The organism is Geodermatophilus sp. SYSU D00766, from assembly GCF_054049915.1.
This window is the reverse complement of the sequence record NZ_JBJGYI010000001.1, coordinates 46,592-63,733: the sequence shown is the minus strand read 5'-3', so window position 1 is coordinate 63,733 and position 17,142 is coordinate 46,592. Positions and strand designations below refer to the sequence as shown.

At 74.8% G+C, this 17,142-nt stretch carries 13 protein-coding genes; 6 read left to right on the top strand and 7 right to left on the bottom strand.

Annotated elements, in window-relative coordinates:
• Positions 1 to 74: 74 nt before the first annotated feature.
• The 4 genes from ACI8AD_RS00310 to ACI8AD_RS00295 form a co-directional block, all read right to left on the bottom strand.
• The gene (locus tag ACI8AD_RS00310; protein ID WP_456868528.1) at positions 75 to 4,526 is read right to left on the bottom strand and encodes a multicopper oxidase domain-containing protein; all 4,452 of its coding nucleotides are present in this window, start codon (positions 4,524 to 4,526) and stop codon (positions 75 to 77) included.
• 343 nt (positions 4,527 to 4,869) lie between these two features.
• Positions 4,870 to 5,886 carry an LLM class flavin-dependent oxidoreductase gene (locus ACI8AD_RS00305; protein WP_456868527.1) on the bottom strand — a complete coding sequence of 339 codons (1,017 nt, stop codon included), beginning with the start codon at positions 5,884 to 5,886 and terminating at the stop codon, positions 4,870 to 4,872.
• Positions 5,887 to 5,932: 46 nt separating this feature from the next.
• Complete coding sequence (locus ACI8AD_RS00300) at positions 5,933 to 6,412, bottom strand: universal stress protein (RefSeq protein WP_456868526.1); 480 nt, start codon at positions 6,410 to 6,412, stop codon at positions 5,933 to 5,935.
• Between the two features lies 1 nt (position 6,413).
• The gene (locus tag ACI8AD_RS00295) at positions 6,414 to 7,847 is read right to left on the bottom strand and encodes an APC family permease (protein WP_456868525.1); all 1,434 of its coding nucleotides are present in this window, start codon (positions 7,845 to 7,847) and stop codon (positions 6,414 to 6,416) included.
• 139 nt (positions 7,848 to 7,986) lie between these two features.
• Here ACI8AD_RS00295 and ACI8AD_RS00290 point away from each other — a divergent pair, with 139 nt between their 5' ends.
• The 5 genes from ACI8AD_RS00290 (at position 7,987) to ACI8AD_RS00270 (ending at position 13,544) form a co-directional block, all read left to right on the top strand.
• Complete coding sequence (locus ACI8AD_RS00290) at positions 7,987 to 8,229, top strand: hypothetical protein (RefSeq protein ID WP_456868524.1); 243 nt, start codon at positions 7,987 to 7,989, stop codon at positions 8,227 to 8,229.
• A 91-nt stretch (positions 8,230 to 8,320) separates the two neighbouring features.
• Positions 8,321 to 10,537, top strand: a complete 2,217-nt coding sequence (locus ACI8AD_RS00285) for a thiamine pyrophosphate-dependent enzyme (protein WP_456868523.1) — start codon at positions 8,321 to 8,323, stop codon at positions 10,535 to 10,537.
• Positions 10,538 to 10,594: 57 nt separating this feature from the next.
• Positions 10,595 to 11,746, top strand: coding sequence for a DUF2332 domain-containing protein (locus ACI8AD_RS00280; protein ID WP_456868522.1), 1,152 nt, complete (start codon positions 10,595 to 10,597; stop codon positions 11,744 to 11,746).
• Between the two features lie 130 nt (positions 11,747 to 11,876).
• Positions 11,877 to 12,665, top strand: a complete 789-nt coding sequence (locus ACI8AD_RS00275) for a class I SAM-dependent methyltransferase (protein ID WP_456868521.1) — start codon at positions 11,877 to 11,879, stop codon at positions 12,663 to 12,665.
• An 81-nt stretch (positions 12,666 to 12,746) separates the two neighbouring features.
• Positions 12,747 to 13,544 carry an SDR family oxidoreductase gene (locus ACI8AD_RS00270; RefSeq protein ID WP_456868520.1) on the top strand — a complete coding sequence of 266 codons (798 nt, stop codon included), beginning with the start codon at positions 12,747 to 12,749 and terminating at the stop codon, positions 13,542 to 13,544.
• Between the two features lie 24 nt (positions 13,545 to 13,568).
• On the opposite strand, the gene ACI8AD_RS00265 is transcribed toward ACI8AD_RS00270, so the two are convergent.
• From ACI8AD_RS00265 to ACI8AD_RS00255, 3 genes are read right to left on the bottom strand one after another with little or no spacing between them, the layout of a single operon-like run.
• A complete protein-coding gene (locus ACI8AD_RS00265; RefSeq protein ID WP_456868519.1) occupies positions 13,569 to 13,739 on the bottom strand; it encodes a hypothetical protein in 171 nt (56 codons plus the stop codon).
• Positions 13,740 to 13,792: 53 nt separating this feature from the next.
• Positions 13,793 to 14,404, bottom strand: coding sequence for a maleylpyruvate isomerase family mycothiol-dependent enzyme (locus tag ACI8AD_RS00260; RefSeq protein WP_456868518.1), 612 nt, complete (start codon positions 14,402 to 14,404; stop codon positions 13,793 to 13,795).
• Between the two features lie 22 nt (positions 14,405 to 14,426).
• On the bottom strand, positions 14,427 to 15,146 hold the full coding sequence (locus ACI8AD_RS00255; protein WP_456868517.1) for a DUF2652 domain-containing protein: 720 nt from the start codon (positions 15,144 to 15,146) through the stop codon (positions 14,427 to 14,429).
• A gap of 95 nt (positions 15,147 to 15,241) precedes the next feature.
• Between ACI8AD_RS00255 and ACI8AD_RS00250 the strand changes: the two genes are divergently transcribed.
• Positions 15,242 to 16,933 carry an MFS transporter gene (locus ACI8AD_RS00250; RefSeq protein ID WP_456868516.1) on the top strand — a complete coding sequence of 564 codons (1,692 nt, stop codon included), beginning with the start codon at positions 15,242 to 15,244 and terminating at the stop codon, positions 16,931 to 16,933.
• Positions 16,934 to 17,142 lie beyond the last annotated feature (209 nt).

Genomic DNA, 17,142 nt, shown 5'->3' with positions numbered 1-17,142 from the left:
CCCGGCACGCTCCGGGGGATCCACCGGTGCGCCGGCGCATCGAGACGCGGTTGCCGAGGGGCGTCCGGTGCGCGCTATGTCCGGCCACCAGAGGCGCCGACCGCGGGTTCGACACGCAGGATCCCCCACATCCCCTGGGGTACCGCCCACGTGAGGACGCCGCTGCGGTAGGCGTGGTCGCCCGGGGTGGTCGGGGTGAACTCGAACGTCCGGACGCTGCCCGAGGTGATCGCCGACTCGGCCGAGACCAGGGGTGCGGTCACCGGGCCGCCCGACCGGAAGCGGTGCTCGGGCCACGTCACCCCGTGGATGGTGAAGCTGTAGGCGCGTGGCTTGTCCAGCGCGCCCACGAGGTGGAAGCGGACCTTCCGTCCGGCCGGGACCCGCCAGACCGGCGTGGCCGGCGTCTTGTCCAGCGAGTAGTCGCTGCCGCGCGGGTCGAAGACCGACCCGATGGGCTCGGTGCGGTAGTTGAACCCCTTCTGGCCCTGGTCCTCCTTCTCGGCGTCCCCGGCCTCCTCCGCCGGGGGATCGGGGAGCGGGAAGCCCGGTCTGCCGTCGGCGTTGAGGAACAGTCGCAGCCCGTCCTGCACCAGCAGCACCATCTGCTCGGTCACCCGGTCCTCCTCGGGGAGGTCGGCCCCGATCCGTGTGACGGTCACCCGGGGTCCGTGCCACCCCTCGGGCCCGGAGTCCGCGGTCGGCTGCCCGTGCGGCACGGGGTGGGGCGTGGCGTCGGCGGGGAGGACCACGAGCGACCCGACGAGACCGTGGTGGCGGTGGTGGCGGACGTCGGCCATGTCCTGCAGCAGGACCGGGCCGAGGGGCTCCTGGCTGCCTGCGGGACGACTGGTGTCCCAGCGGTACTCCCGGACCTGCCCGGGCGGCACCGTCTGTGGTGGGTTGTCACCGACGTTGGCGCCGTCGTGCTGGACGACCTCATAGGTCACGAGGTCCGCGTGCAGCGACACCTGCCGGGACACCGGCCGGTCGTGGCGCTCCAGCGGCACCTCGGGGGCGAACGGCTCGACGCGGAGGTCCTCGGGCAGGCAGTTCTGCAGCTCGACGACGACGTCCTCGCCCTCCCGGCACCACAGGACGAGGGGCTCGAGGTCCTCCGGCGTGGTCAGGTCGAAGGCCGGGCAGGGGTCCGTGAAGGAGTCGACCACCTCGTAGAGGAGGGCGTGGGGGTCGATGATGTCGTCCCGGTAGCGCAGGTTCGCCGGCCTGGCCCGGACCCGGAACCGCCGCTCTGGCCGAGCGGGTGCCGGCTGTCCAGCCCCCTCCTCGAGTTCTGCTGCCCCCGGCAGGACTGCCGCCTCGGTCGAGGCGCCACCGAGTGTGATGACGTCGAGGGGTGACCCGGCCGGGGGCTTGTCGAGCACGCGGATGAGTCCCCAGCAGCCCAGCCAGAGGTCGTCGGCTCCGGACAGCTTGTAGAGGTGGTCCCCGCGGTGGAGCGGAGCCTGGTTGATGAAGGTGAAGGCCTCGGCGATCCCGGTGGTCTGCTGGTTGCGGATGAGCGAGTCGACCTGTTCGCGGAAGCGCAGCCACCGCAACGCGTGCACCTGGAAGCTGTGCGACTCCTCGTGCGAGCCCTGCAGGAGGCGGATCCACAGGGGCTCGTCGGGGTAGCTGGTGAAGATGGTGGTGTCCGGCTCCCGGTGCACGCGTGAGCTGAACCAGTAGGCCGGGTCGCCGCCCCGTTCCCGGATGGGGGCATTGCGGTAGTTCAGGCCCATCACGCCCTGGTCGCCGTGACCACCAGGGTGCTGAGGAGGGTTGAGCGCCCGCCCGTGCCGGTCCCACATGGGGATGAAGTCCCCGATCCCGATGCAGAACTCGCGGAACCACGGCGGCTCCCGGTCGTCGTCGGGGTGACGCTCGATCAGTGCCTGCACGCCGGTGACGACCGCACGGTCGGCCTCGATGTGGTGGAGGAAGCGCGACCCCGCAGGCTCGACCAGCAGCGCCCCGAACAGGCCGTGCTTCTGCCGGTAGTTCGCGAACAGGTGGTCGTGGAAGAAGATCGTGCCGAACTCCTGGTCAGCCCACCAGCGGTAGACCATCTTGAGCCCGTGCCGGGCGCCGCTCATGTAGTTCCAGCCCACGCTCGCGCCGTCCGCGCAGATCGGGTCGAACTTCACCATGTGGACGTGCGGCGCGCACTCGCCCTCCCACTGCAGAGCCGGGCACGGCGGGAAGGCGTGGTCGAACTCCGTCTCCGGGATCACCTCGGGGGTGTCGTTGCGCAGGGTGAGGTTGACGATCTGCCCGTGCTGGGCGCGGAAGAACAGCGGCTCGAGGGGTCCGGGGCGGTCGGCCGGGTCGCCCTCCGCGGCCAGGTAGTAGAGGTGGCCGTCGTCGTCGTGCCAGCCGTGGCTGTTGTAGTCGATGCGGCGGCGCGCGACGACGATGTCGTGACAGACCTGGGTGGAGCTGTTCCTGCCGAACTGGGGATCCTCGGCCCACTGCTCCGCCTGTTGCTTGCTGAGGCGGTTGCGCGTGAACAGTTCGCCGGGGACCGGACGGTCGTTGAACGCCGCCCTCTCGAGGGCCGTCGGGACCCGGCGGTAGTCGAAGTCGTCGGGCATGTCGGCTCCCCGGAGGGAGGAGACCCCGCACGGCAGCTCGAAGCGGTGCTCGTACCCCGGGTCGCAGGGTCGTTCGTCGTCCTCGAACGGGCGGTCCGGCCAGGGGGGCCGAGGTGACTTCTGCAATGGCGTCCCGGGGATGTACAGCGGGTAACCGGGCTGTTCGGGCGTCGGCAGAGGAGGAGGCTCGCGCCCGGGGAGGGGGAGGAGCTTGGCGATGCGAGTGCCGTCCGGGTAGCGCCCGATGGAGCGGCCGGCGTAGACCGGGTCGTCGCTCGCCAGGGAGTCGCCGACCTCGCCGTCCTGCCGCGTCTCGAACGTGCGGAACATCCCCCACATGCCCTCGTGGAAGTGGGGATACAGGTGACAGTGGAAGATCACGTCACCGGCGACCTGGTGACGGTTGCCCGCGCCCCAGACGGGTTCGATGGTGTGCGCGGTCTGAGGGCTGATGGAGATGGCGTCGATGCGCGGGGAGAAGCGGTCCTGCGGGATCGCGTGCCACTCGTAGAGGTGCAGGTGGAAGACGTGCGTCTCCTTGACCGCGGCGTGCACCAGGTGGATGCGGACCGGGTCACCGATGTACGCGCGCAGGATCGGCGTGACGGGGTCGCCGAACATCCACGAGCTGTGGTGCTGCTCCTCGTTCAACACCGGGCTGTCGAGGACGTGGCCCGTGCGGAGCAGTCTCCACAGCGTCCGCTCCCGGTTGATCATCGGCTCCGCCCGGTAGGAGATGGGCATGATGGGCAGGTCGTCGTGCTCACCGCCGTCACCGTGGGCGCCGTCCCGGCGGCCGTGGTGGTGGGACACCGTCGCCCCGTGGCGGTGCGCGGACGTGCCGTCGGGCGAGGTGCCGTGCCCGCGTCCGCGATGGCCGTCGTCTCCGCAGCAGCACCGGCCGCCGTGGTGCCCACCGGCGGGACCGTCGTCGGGTCCGTGCCCGTGGCGGTGGCCGTGGGGGGTGCACGGACTGGGCTCCAGTGCTCCGTGCGGCGGCACGAACTCCGGCTCGTCGTGGAAGAACACGACGAACTCCCGGAAGGACTGCTCGGCGAAGCAGGGATACGGCTCCGGAGCCGGCCAGGGGTGGTCGGCGAGTGTCGTCGTCGACGGCGGGGTGTCGCTCGGACTCTGTCCCGGAGCGAGCACGTCGACGTAGAGCCCGTCGACCTGCTGGAAGTCCCCCGTCCCGTCCGGCCCGTGTGAGGCGGTGGCGGTGGCGGTGGTCGTGAGGATGCTCGGATCCCGCCACGTCGTCCCCGGTGGCTCGACGACGAGTGCTCCGAAGAGCCCGTGCACGTTCGTCCCGTCCTCGCCGCCGGAGTAGTTGCCGCCGTCGTGGAACGGGAAGACGCCCTCGTGGTCGCAGCTCCACGTGTACTCCCACGTGCCTCCGGGCGCAGCCAGGCTCGGGGCGTTCGCCCCGACGTGCGAGCCGTCGGAGGTGGTGACGTCGTACCCGCCCCCCACGAGGTGCAGGCCCACCGCTCGGCCGTCGATGTGGTTGTGCAGGGTCACGGTCACCTGCTCGCTGCGGCGGGCACGGAGGACCAGAGGACGGACCAGCGGATGGGGCTGCCTGGCCTGTGCCGGCGTCATCGGCAGCTCGACCCCGATGCTGCTCGCGCGGTCGCACGCCTCCGAGTACAGATCCGCCGGGTCGTCCCCCTCGCCGCCAGAGGCTCGACCCGGCAGTCCGACCTGCGCCAGCGCCCTGATGTACCGCAGGATCGGGAGGTTGTCGCACAACGCGAAGAGCATGCCGTCGTGGTCGTGGTCGCCCTCCCGGTTGTAGTAGATCGTCATCTGCAGGGCGACGACGTCGTAGTGGACGGGCGGAGGCAACGCGTCGTCCGACCTCGGGTCGGGCACCGCCTCGGGCGACGAGCCCAGGTCGCCGGCGGGTGGCAGGGACTCGGTTGCCTGCATGCGACTCACCTTCCGGTTGGTCCGTGGAGCGACAGGTCGCCCGGCGCGACAGCCGTGGACGGCGCCCGGGAGCAGCGGGTCCCCCGTGTGAGGAGGGGCGGGGCCGGCTGGGCGGGAGGGCGATCCTCTCCGCCAGGCGTCACCCGGGCGTCACGACCGGGTCCACGCGACCGCGCACCGACCTCGGGCGGTCCGGCCCGGGATCGGCGGACGGTCCGGCGATGACACCGACGTCCACGGCAGGCGGGAGCTCGGGACGAGGACCGCCGGGGTGACGGCCTGACGTGCTCGTGCCCCCCCGATCGGCGTCGGCTGGGTGACGGTGCCCGGACGCGCGGAACGCCTACGGCGACCGCAGCGCGGGCAGCACCTCGGTGGCGACCAGGCGGTCGGAGCGCTCGCGCACGCCGGGGTCGACGTCGCGGGACCCGCCCACCACCGTCACGTGGGACAGGCCGAGCCCGATCAGCCCGCGCAGCCGCCGCACGCACTCGTCGGGGCCGCCGATGACGCAGAACCGCCGCAGGAACCCCTCGGACAGCGACTCCGCCTGCGCCGCGTGCTCCAGCCCGTGGTGGTAGGTGTCGTAGTGCGCGCTGACCTCGGCGACGACGGCGGCGTCGGCCGTCGACAGGGACGAGCGCGCGCCGCGCTGGAAGTGGGCGGAGATGCTCGCGTTGCCGCGCACGAGCTCGGCTAGCGCGTGCTCGTCGGTGCCGACGCCGACCACGACGAACGCCCCGACGTCGAGGGTCTGCGGGTCGAGCCCGGCAGCCGCCCGCGCCTCCCGCGCCGTGCGCACCGCCCACTCCACCCGCTCGGGCTCCGCTCCCACGGTGACGGTGACCCGGTCGGCCTGCCGGGCCGCGGCCGCGATGACCTGCGGGCCGGAGCCGAACACGTCCACGGGGACCGCCTGCTCGCCGGCGACCGGCAGCCACGTGATGCGGCTGCCGAACCCGTCGACGTCGACCGTGCCGCCGCGCAGGTAGCTGCACAGCCGGCCGAGCTGCTGCTCGAACTCGTGCGCCGGCGGCGGCCGGAGCCCGACGAGCTCGAGCGCGGTGTCGCCCCGGCCCACGCCCAGGTGCGCCCGCCCCCCGGTGACGTGGTGCAGGGTGGCGAAGGTCGAGGCCACGACCGCGGGGTGGCGGGTGACGAGGTTGGTGACGGCGGTGCCCAGCCGCAGCCGCGTCGTGACCGACGCCGCCAGGTACAGCGAGCCGACGACGTCCATGCTGAGGTTCTGCGTGTCGGTGAGCAGCAGCCCGTCCCAGCCGGCCTCCTCGGCGGCCGCGGCGTGCGCGCGCACGTCGTCGGGCAGCGGGTAGGACCGCAGGAAGAACTCGGGGGCGGGCACGTCGGGTCCCTCCTGCCGGTCGGGCGCGGGTGCGGCCGGCGCGGGGTCACTCCCCGTGCCGGGTGGCCCTCCTCGGCCGGGGGGCGGGGCGGACGACGAGCACCGGGCACGGTGCGTAGTGCTGCACGCGCTGGGCGGTGCTGCCGAGCAGGATGACGTCGCTGAGCCCGCGCCCGCCGGCGGCCATCACGATCAGCCCGGCGTCGTGCTCCGTCGCCGCCCCGATGATCTCCGCGGCCGGCGATCCGCTGCGGATCTGCCGGTCGACCTCCGGTCCCCAGCCGTCGAAGACGGCCGCCACCGCGTCGACGGCGCGCTGCGCCGCCTCGCGGAAGCTGCCGGCCCCCTCGCCGACCTCGTGGTGCTCGACCTCGGAGATCTCGTCGGCGAAGGCGACCGAGGCCAGCGGCCGGAGGACCGCCACGACCGATATCGCGGTGATCTTCGCGGGGTCGGCGAAGGACGTGAGGTGGCGGGCCGCGGCCAGCGACTGCGGCGAGCCGTCGGTGGCGACGACGACGTGCACCTCAGCGCTCCGTCCGGGAGACGGCCTCGGGATCGCCGCGCCGGGTGCCCGCGGGGCGGTTGCGCTTCCCGAACGCGTACTCGACGAGGAACAGCACGACGCCGACGGCGATGAGCCCGGCGCACCAGATCAGCGACGACGGGTCGTCGTAGACGGCGAACCCGAGGATGGCCAGGTTGCCGAGCAGCCCGAGGACCAGCAGGGGCGTGTTGGCCCGGTAGGTGCGCTCGTCCTCGTCGCGCCCGCGCAGCTTGAGGCAGGCGACGATCACGAGGGCGTAGATGGCCAGGAGGAGCACGACCGTGACCAGGGCGAGGGTGTTGACCAGGTCGATGCCGCCGGAACTGACGACGATGCTGCCGGCGACGAGCAGGGCCCCGACCACCGCGGCGCTGAACAGCAGCCCGACCCAGGGGCTGCGGCGGGTGGCGTGGATCTTCGCGAAGACGCCCGGGACGACGTCCTCCTTGGCCATGCCGTAGAGGATCCGCGGCTGGGTGACGATCGTGACCAGCGTGGTGTTGGTGATCGCGATCAGCGCGATGATCGAGAACAGCGTGGTCATGACGTCGGTCGAGAACGGCAGGATGCCCTGCTTCACCACCTCGAGCAGCGCCGCGTCGGACTCGGCGAGCTGGTCGGTGGGCACGGTGAGGGCGGCGGCCATGGACACCAGGACGTAGACCAGGCCGGCCACGACCATCCCGCCGACCAGGGACCTCGGGAAGTTCCGGTGCGGTTCGATCGTCTCCTCGGCGACGTTGGCCGTGTTCTCGAAGCCGGTCATCGCGAAGAACGAGAAGGCGATGCCGGCCAGGACCGCGAGCGCCGGGTTGCCCGTGACGTCGATGTCGGTGAGGACGCCGAAGTCGGCGTCGCCCTGGACGACGAACCAGATGCCGATGACCATGATGACGAGCAGGCCCGCGACCTCGACGAAGGTCATCAGCATGTTCATCACCACCGACTCGGTGATGCCGATGAAGTTGACGACCACCAGCGCGAGGACGAACACGAGGGACACGAGCAGCGCCGGCGGGCCGTCCCACAGCGTGGCGAAGTACGAGGCGAACCCGGTGGCCAGCGAGCCGGTCGCCGCGAAGCTGGCCGACAGGAACGACACGGTGACCAGGAAGGTCAGCGCCGTGCTGCCGAAGGCCTTCTTGATGTAGAGCGAGGCGCCGGCGGCCTGGGGGTACTTGGTCACCAGCTCGGCGTAGGCGGCGCCGGTGATGGCCGCGACGGTGACGCCGAGGGCGAACGCGATCCAGAACGCCCCGCCGACGGCAGCGGCGACCAGGCCGATCAGGACGTAGATGCCCGATCCGAGGACGTCCCCGAGCGTGTAGAAGAACAGCTGCCCGCCGGTGATGGACCTCCGCAGCCCGGCGTCCTCGTCGTCGACGGTGCTGGTTCCGGTGCTGGTGTCCGCCACGAGATCCCCGCTTCGTCGAGGGCGAGCTGCTGGCCCGTCCACCGAAGCGCCGCCGGGGCGCCGGTGCAACTCGGGCAGGGATCCGGCCCGTTCGGCCGTCCGGTGTGTGACAGTCCTCGGCTCCGACGGGAGGAGCGGCATGCGGGCGCGGACGGTGTGGGGCGTCGTGTGGATCGTGGTGGGGCTGGCCGTGTCGGTCGGCGGCATGGTGGTCGCCGTCGTCGACCCCGGACGTGCCGTGCTGGGCGGAGTCGGCTTCGCGGCCGGGATCCTGCCGTTCCTGGCCGGCGTCCTCCTCGTCCGGCACGCCCTGCCCCGACCGGGCGACGGCGCGGGGCGGCCGTGGGACACGTCGGGCAGCCTCTGGGACCTCTTCCGGTGAGCCGGCGGTAGGGACGGGGCCGGGGCGACCCGACGGACACGCGGTCCCGGGGCTGCTGGACCGGGCCGTCCCCGCGGGACAAGGTGTGGCGGTGGAGCAGGTCGACGAACACTTCATCGAGACGGTCAAGGGCCTCGACGGCGTCGCGCGCGGCGGCGACCGGGCGGTCCTGCCCCCGGAGCTCGCGCCCGAGGAGGTCCTCCGGCTCTTCGACGCCCAGCTCGGCAGCCGGCACCTGGACCTGGCCGCCCGCTGGCTGCGGGGACGCGGCGAGGGCTTCTACACGATCGGCTCCTCCGGACACGAGGGGAACGCGGCCGTGGCGGCCGCGCTGCGCCCGACCGACCCCGCGCTGCTGCACTACCGCTCCGGCGGGTTCTTCCTCGAACGGGCGAACCAGGTGGCCGGCGGCTCCGACCCGCTGCGCGACGTGCTGCTCGGCATCGTCGCGGCCACCGAGGAGCCGATCTCGGGCGGCCGGCACAAGGTCTTCGGCCGCCGGGACCTCGCCGTCCTGCCGCAGACGTCGACCATCGCCTCCCACCTGCCCCGCGCCCTCGGCGTCGCGTTCTCGATCGACCGCGTCCGCAAGCTCGGGCTGGAGGGCGAGTACCCGCGCGACGCCGTCACCGTCTGCAGCTTCGGGGACGCCTCGGCGAACCACTCCACGGCGGTCGGCGCGATCAACGCCGCCGTGCAGGTCGGCTACCGGGGGCTGCCCATGCCGCTGCTGCTGGTGTGCGAGGACAACGGCCTCGGCATCAGCGTGCCCACCCCGGAGGGCTGGGTGGCGCACGCCTACGGCAGCCGCCCGGGGCTGGAGTACCTCGCCGCCGACGGCGCCGACCTGGTCGACGCCGTGCGGACGGCGCGGCGGGCGGCCGACTGGGTCCGGCGGCACCGCCGTCCGGCGTTCCTCCACCTGCGGACGGTCCGGCTGATGGGCCACGCCGGCACCGACGTCGAGAGCGCCTACCGGCGGGCCGACCGGATCGCCGCCGACCTCCGCCGCGACCCGCTGCTCGGCACCGCCCGGCTGCTCGTCGACGCCGGGCTGCTCACCCCGGCGGAGGTGCTCGACCGCTACGAGGCGACGCGCTCGCGCGTGCTCGACCTGGCCCGGGAGGTCGCCGACCTGCCCCGGCTGGAGTCGGCCGCCGAGGTGATGAGGCCCCTGGCGCCGGCCACGCCGGACGAGGTGGCCCGGGTCGCCGCCGGGGCCGCGCCGCCCGAGCGCCGCGCCGCCCTGTTCGGGAGCACGCTGCCCGAGGACGAGCCGCCGATGACGCTGGCGCAGTCGATCAACCGGGCGCTGCTCGACGTGCTGGCGCGCCACCCCGGCGCCCTGGTCTTCGGCGAGGACGTCGCGGCCAAGGGCGGCGTCTACGGGGTGACCCGTGGCCTGCTGCGCAGGGCCGGCGCCGCCCGGGTCTTCGACACGCTGCTCGACGAGCAGACCGTCCTGGGGCTGGCGCTCGGCGCCGGCGTGTCCGGCCTGCTGCCGATCCCCGAGATCCAGTACCTGGCCTACCTGCACAACGCCGAGGACCAGTTGCGCGGGGAGGCGGCGACGCTGCAGTTCTTCTCCGACGGCCAGTACCGCAACCCGATGGTCGTCCGCGTCGCCGGCTACGGCTACCAGAAGGGCTTCGGCGGCCACTTCCACAACGACGACGCCGTCGGCGTGCTGCGCGACGTGCCCGGCCTGGTCATCGCCTCCCCGGGGCGGCCCGACGACGCCGCGGCGATGCTGCGCACCTGCGCGGCCGCGGCGGCGGTCGACGGCGCGGTGTGCGTCTTCCTGGAGCCGATCGCGCTCTACCACACCCGGGACCTGCACGCCGACGGCGACGACGGCTGGACCGCGCCCTACCGCCCGCCGGGGGAGTGGGCCGAGCACCACGTCCCGATCGGCTCGGCGCGCACCCACGGCGACGGCACCGACCTCACGATCGTCACCTGGGCCAACGGCCTGCACATGAGCCTCCGGGTCGCCGCCCGCCTCGCCGGCGAGGGCATCGGCTGCCGGGTGGTGGACCTGCGCTGGCTGGCCCCGCTGCCGATGGCCGACGTCGTGCGGGAGGCGGGGGCGACCGGCCGAGTCCTGGTGGTGGACGAGACGCGCCGTTCCGGCGGGGTCTCCGAGGGCGTGCTCGCGGGCCTGGTGGACGCCGGGTTCCGCGGCAGGATGGCCCGGGTCACCAGCGCCGACAGCTTCATCCCGCTCGGTGACGCCGCCCTGCACGTGCTCGTCTCCGAGGCCGACGTCGAGCGCGCCGCCCGCGAGCTGGTGCACGGCGGGGACTGACCTGTCCGGCGGCCCACCCCGTTGACGTCGGCGGACCGTCGTGACGAGCCTGCCGTCGTGGACCCCGACCCCCGGACGGCGGTGGCGCAGCAGGCGCGGTCGGTCGCGGCCGCCTGGTCGCCGCCGGACGCGCCACCGAGCTGGTGGCTGACCGCCGCGACGTTCACCGCCGTCGCCGAGGACGCCGAGCTGCTGGACCTCGCCGCGGCGGTGCCCCTCGACCGGCTGCCGCCGCTGCTCCTCAGCGCCGCCATCCGGTTCCACCTCGCGCGGCGCGGCGGGGACCCGCTCGCCGCCTTCTACCCGCGGGCCGGCGGCGCGCAGCCGCCGGCGGACCCGGGGTTCCGGCCGGCGCTGCGCGCCTTCGCCCGGGCCGAGGCCCCCGCGCTGGCCCGGCTGTGCCGCGAGCACCGCTACCAGATGACCGAGGTGAGCCGGTGCCTGGACGTGCTGGCGGCGCTCGTGGCGGTCACCGAGGGGGACCGCCGGCCGATCGCCCTGATCGACCTGGGCACCGGTGCGGGGCTCGGCCTGCGCCTGGACCGCTACCGGTACACCTACCTGCTCCCGGACGGGACACGCCGCACGGCCGGCGACGAACGGTCACCGGTCACCCTCTCCTGCTCCGTCCGCGGGCAGGCGCCCCTGCCGGCCCGCCCTCGGCTGCCCCTGATCACCCACCGGCTCGGGATCGACGTCGAGCCGCTCGACCCGGCCGACGCCGGCACGGCCGCGTGGCTCGCTGCGTGCGTGCCGCCCGAGGTCGGCGCGGTCACCCGGTTCGCCGCCGCCGTCGAGGTGGCCCGGGCACACCCCGCGGCGACCCTCCGCGGTGACCTGGTCGACGTCCTGCCGGCGGTGGTCGAGGAGGTGCCCGCGGACGCGCTGCTCTGCCTCGTCGACACCTACGCGCACGTGTTCCTGACCCCGGAGCGCCAGGCCGTCTTCCGCGACGTCGTCGCGCGGATCGGCCGGGCGAGGGACGTGGAGTGGATCTCGGTCGATCCGCTCGTCCCGCTGGGCCCGGCGGCCACGGGGACGGTGCAGGCACTGGACGTGCCGCCGGACTGGCTGCGCGAGAACCGGGACGGCGGGCTGTTCGGGGTGATCGGCAGGCTCGGCCACCGGGACGGGACCAGCCACGGGGCGGTCCTCGGGCGCAGCCACCCCAGCGCCGCGTGGCTGGAGTGGACACCGCCGCCGCCGTGAGCTCTCACTCCTGACCGGACGCGCCACCGCGGCGCGAGGGGGTCGCGTCGGTGGGGGGCCGGGAGGACCATCGACGTGCCGCCCGGCAGCCGGAGCCCGGCACGCGACCCGATCGGACCGAGGGACGGCGATGGCGACCCTGCAGCCCTACATCCTCGACGACGCCGCGACGTCGGAGTACCAGCGGCTCGACCTGATGTCGAAGATCCTCGACCCGTGGACCCGCGGGTACCTGCGCGCGCTCGGGGTGGGCCCCGGCTGGCGCTGCCTGGAGCTCGGCGGCGGGAACGGCAGCATCGCCGAGTGGCTGTGCGAGGAGGTCGGCCCCTCCGGGAGCGTCACCGCGATCGACGTCGACACGGTGCTGCTCGACCTGGTCCCCGCCCAGAACCTCACGGTGGAGCAGGCCGACGTCCGCCGGACCCGGCTGCCGGTCGGCTCCTTCGACCTGGTCACCTGCCGCGCCCTCCTGCACCAGATCGCCGAGCACGCCCCGGCGGTGCTCGCCGCGATGGCCGCCGCCGTCCGGCCCGGCGGGTGGCTGCTCGTCCAGGAGCCCGACTTCTCCCTCGCGCCGACGACCGAACCCGAGACGTGGGCCGCCACCTGGACGGCGCTGCTCCGGTGGGGACGCGACAACGGCGTCGACTGGCTCGTCGGCCGCCGGTTGCCGCGCATGGTCAGCGAGCTGGGCCTGGTGCGGCCGCAGGCCAAGACCGACGTGCAGGAGATCCGTGGCGGGGACCGCGGAGCGCGCTACTTCCAGCTCTTCTTCGCGGAGGTGCGGGACCGGGTGCTCGCCAGCGGGGTGCTCGACGCGGCGACGCTGGACGCCGCGTCCGCCCTGCTGGACGACCCGGACACCTGGACCCGGTGCTGGATGATGACGGCCGCGTGGGGGCGCCGGGCGCCGGCCTGAGGCGTCCCCGGCCGCGGCGAGGTGGGACCTGACGCAGCACACCGGGCAGCACACCGCGCCGGATCGGGGTAGGGACCCGGCATGGACCTCAGGGACGCCGTCACCGTCGTGACCGGCGCGGGCAGCGGCATCGGCGCCGCGCTCGCCCGCCGCTTCGCCGCCGAGGGCGCCGCCGCCGTCGTGGTCAGCGACCGCGACGGGGCGGCCGCGCAGCGGGTCGCCGCCGGGATCGGCGACACCACCTCCGCCACCGCCGACACCACCGACGTCACCGACGAGGCCGCCGTCGCGGCGCTCGTGGAGCGGACGCTGGCCGCGCACGGTCGCGTCGACCTGTTCTGCTCCAACGCCGGCGTCTTCTCCGGGGGCGGCATCGAGACCGACACCGCCGTCTGGGAGCGGGTCTTCGCCGTCAACGTGCTCGCCCACGTCCACGCCGCCCGCGCCGTCCTGCCGTCGATGCTCGAGCGGGGCAGCGGGCACCTGCTCAACGTGGCCTCCGCGGCCGGCCTGCTCACCACGCCCGGCGACGCGCCCTACACGGTGACCAAGCACGGCGCCGTCGCGCTGGCCGAGTGGCTGGCGGTCACCTACGGCGACCGGGGGATCGGGGTGAGCGTCCTCTGCCCGCTCGGCGTGGCCACCCCGCTGCTGCTCGACCCGCTGGAGCAGGGCAGCTCGGCGGCCGCGGTGGTCGCCGCCTCCGGCACGGTCATCACGCCCGAGGACGTCGCGCAGTCGGTCGTCGACGGGCTCGCCGCCGACCGGTTCCTGATCCTGCCGCACCCGGAGGTCGGCACCTACTGGGCGCAGAAGGCGGCCGACCCCGAGCGCTGGCTGGCCGGGGTCCGCACGCTCATCCGGCGGACGACGACCTGACCGCCGCGACGGGCACCTCCCCGGTCACCCCGGGTCGCTCCCCCGGGGCGGACGCCCCGGGCCCGGAACGCCGGCGAACGCCTGGGCCACCGCCATCCACCGGGCGGCGAGGTCGCCGGTGACGGTGAGCGCGGTGTCGGCCCGGTGCCGGCGCTGGGTGACCACCAGGCAGAAGTCGAGCGCGGTGCCGCTCACGCGCTGCGCGGCGCCCGGGTCGCCCCAGCGCCACACCCCGCCGCCGGGGGCGGTCAGCTCGACGGCGACGTCGTCCTCCGGCGGGTCCAGCCCCCGCAGCCGGAAGGCGAACGCCCGGGTGGCGACGCCGAGGTGGGCGACGTGGCGCAGCCGGTCGTGGGCTCGCGCACCACACCGAGGGCGTCGGCGACGTCCTGCCCGTGCGCCCAGGTCTCCATCAGCCGGGCGGTGAGGGCCGAGGTGATGCCCATGTCCGGTCCGTACCAGGGCAGGCGCAGGCCCGGGGGAGCGCCGGCCGCGAGGTCGAGCAGGGCGGCGCGCGCCCGCGTGGCCCAGGCGGCCGACCGCTCCGGCGTCAGTGAGCGCTGGCCGCGGACCAGACGGTCGGGGAAGTCGTCCCCGGGGGCGGTCAGCTCGGCCGCCTCGTGCCGGAAGCGGCCGGGGTCGGTGGCCGCGAGCACGGTGGCCTCGTCGAAGAACGCCAGGTGGTGGACCTGGTCCTGCACGGTCCACCCCGCCGCGGGCGTGGGGGTGGCCCACCGGCCGGGGCCGGCGGCGTCGAGCACCTCCTGCAGCGAGCGGGTCTCCGCCGCGAGGTCCGCGGTCACCGCCCGGAGCCGGGCGACGGCCCGCGCGTCGGGAGGGTCGCTGCCGGGACCTCTCACGCGGCCGGTCCTCGTCGGGGGCTCAGCCGGCCGCGGCGAGCGTCCGGGGGCGCCGCCGGGGGAGGACGTGCGGGAGGCCGCGGCCGACCATCCCGAGGGTGCTGCCGAGGCGCCGCGGCCACGAGGGGTCCGGCGGCGGCGGGAGCGGCGCGGCCAGGTCCTCGACGCTGACGAAGAACGTTCGCACCGGCCCGATCCCCTCGAGGTCCTGCGTGAGCTCCCGCATGGCCATCCCGGAGGAGGCGGCACCGCCGTCGCGGACGAGGTCGTCGGAGACGAGGAGGTACTCGGGGACGTCGACGGCGTTCTTGAGCAGCCGGTGGACGTAGATGACGTCCATGCCGACGAGCTTCCTGCGGCGCCGGATCGTCTGGGTGGCGACCTCGCCGACGTGCGCGACGAACTTGAGCGTCAGGTCGCTGGTCTGCGTGCAGCTCCCGCAGGGACACATGTTGAGCTCGACGAACCGGCGCTCGACGTGGAAGGCGCGGTGCATGTCGACGACCGCACGGGCGACGGCGGACAGCGCGGCCGGCCCGTCCAGGCCCTCGGCGTCCCGCGAGAGGAACGCCGCGTCGCCCTCGATCTCGACGAGGTCGAAGTCCCGCGCCGCCGCGACGACCCGGTCGAGCATCCGCCGGGTGGCCGCCTCGGCGTGCCCGAGGACGCTGCGGTGGAACTGCATGTACTGGGTGTAGCCGCCGATGTCGGCGATGAGGAGCAGCGCACGGCCGGTCGCCATGCCGGACCCTAGCGCGGCGCGGATCGCGGGCGGCCCGTCCGCGACCCCGCGGGGAGCCACCCCCGGGACCCCTCGTCGCTGCTAGCGTCCGCGCCGTGCCCGGTGCCTACCGCGAGGCGTTGGCATCGGTGGCCCGGAACCGCGACCTCCGACTGGCCCAGCTGTCGTCGCTGTCGGCGTGGACGGGTGAGTTCCTGTTCCTCACGGCGATGACGGTGTACGCGTTCGACACCGACGGCGCGGTCGGCGTCGGCGTCGTCGGGTTCCTGCGCGTGCTGCCCGCGACGGTCGCGCTGCCCTGGCTGGGCGCCCTGGCCGACCGGGTCGACCGCCGCCGGCTGCTCGTGGTCACGTGCGGGCTCCGGGCGCTCACCGCGGCGGGGGCCGCGGTCGCGGTCGCGGCCGACCGGCCGGTGGCGGTGTACGCGCTGCTCACCGCCTCCACGGTCTGCCACGCCGCCTACCGGCCCGTGCTCGGCGCCCTGTTCCCCGCGCTGTGCACCACCCCGGAGGACCTGGCCGGGGTGAACGCGGTCCGGTCCGTCCTCGACGGCGTGGCGGCGCTGGTCGGCCCGCTCGCCGCGGCCGCGCTGCTCGCCGGGGCCAGCGCGGCCGCCGCCTTCGGCGTGGTGGCCCTGCTCGCCGGCGTCGCCGGGATCCTCGTGGCCGGCCTGCGCCCCGGGTCGTCGCGACCGGCGGCCGCCGGCTCGCGGACCGGGCGGACGCGGGTGCTCGTGGACGTCGTCGAGGGCCTGCGCGAGCTGCGCCGGAGCCGCCGGGCCGCGGAGGTGATCGTCCTGGGCGGCGTGCAGTGCGTGGTCCGCGGCGCGCTGACGGTGCTGGCCGTGGTGGTCGCGGTGGACGTCACGGACCTGGGCCGCCCGGGGGTCGGGCTGCTGTGGGGGGCGTTCGGGGTGGGCGGCCTGGTCGCGGCGACGGCGTCGATCGGCGCGGCCGGCAGCTCCCGGCTGGGGACGCTGTTCGGCGCCGGGATCGCGCTGTGGGGGGCGCCGCTCGTCGTCGTCGGGCTGCTCACGGGCAGCTGGGTGGCGGTCGGCGCGTTCCTGCTCGTCGGCGCCGCCAACGCACTCGTCGACGTCACCGGCTTCACGCTGCTGCAGCGCCTCGTCCCCGACGAGACGCTGGCGCGGGTCCTCGCCCTGACCGAGGCGGTGTTCGCGCTGGCGTTGGCGCTCGGCTCGCTGGTGGCCCCGCTCCTGGTCTCCGCGCTGGGCGACACCGGCGCGCTCGCCGTCACCGGCGGGGTCCTCCCGGTCGCCGTCGCGGCGCGCTGGGCGGCGCTGCGGGCGATCGACGCGGAGATCGGGGTCCGCAGGGACCGCATCGTGCTGCTCCGGCGGGTCCGCATGCTCCGGTTGCTGCCGGTGCCGGCGATCGAGAGCCTGGCGCTGCGCGTGCGCCGGACCCGGGTGGCGGCGGGCACCGACGTGTTCCGGCAGGGCGACCCGGGCGACGACTTCTACGTCGTCGCCTCCGGTTCGGTGGCCGTGCTGGACGGCGGGCGGGAGATCCGCAGGCTGGGCCCCGGCGAGGCGTTCGGCGAGATCGCGCTCCTGCGCGCGGTCCCGCGGACGGCCACCGTGCGCGCGCTCGAGGACTCCGAGCTGGCCGCGCTCAGCGGTCCCGACTTCGTGTCGGCGGTCACCGGTTTCTCCGCCACCTCCTCGACCGCCGAGCAGCTGGTCCGCAGCTACCTCACCGAGGACTCGAACCGGCACGCGGTCCGGCCGCGGGCCCGGCCCGAGAGCGGTCCGGGGTCCGGCTAGGGCCCGTCCTGCGGACCACGTGCGTGGCGTGACCCGTGCCCGGAGTCCGCGGTACCGGCCGGGCCGCCTGGGCCCTGCTGCGGAACCCGGAGCTCCCCCGCTGCCGGGGGCCGGACAGTGTGCGCTGAGGAGCAGGTGAGAGGCCGGGATGTGCGCGTGTGCGCACATCGTCGGTCGGCAACCGGTCCCCCCGGCCGCGGGGAGCCGGA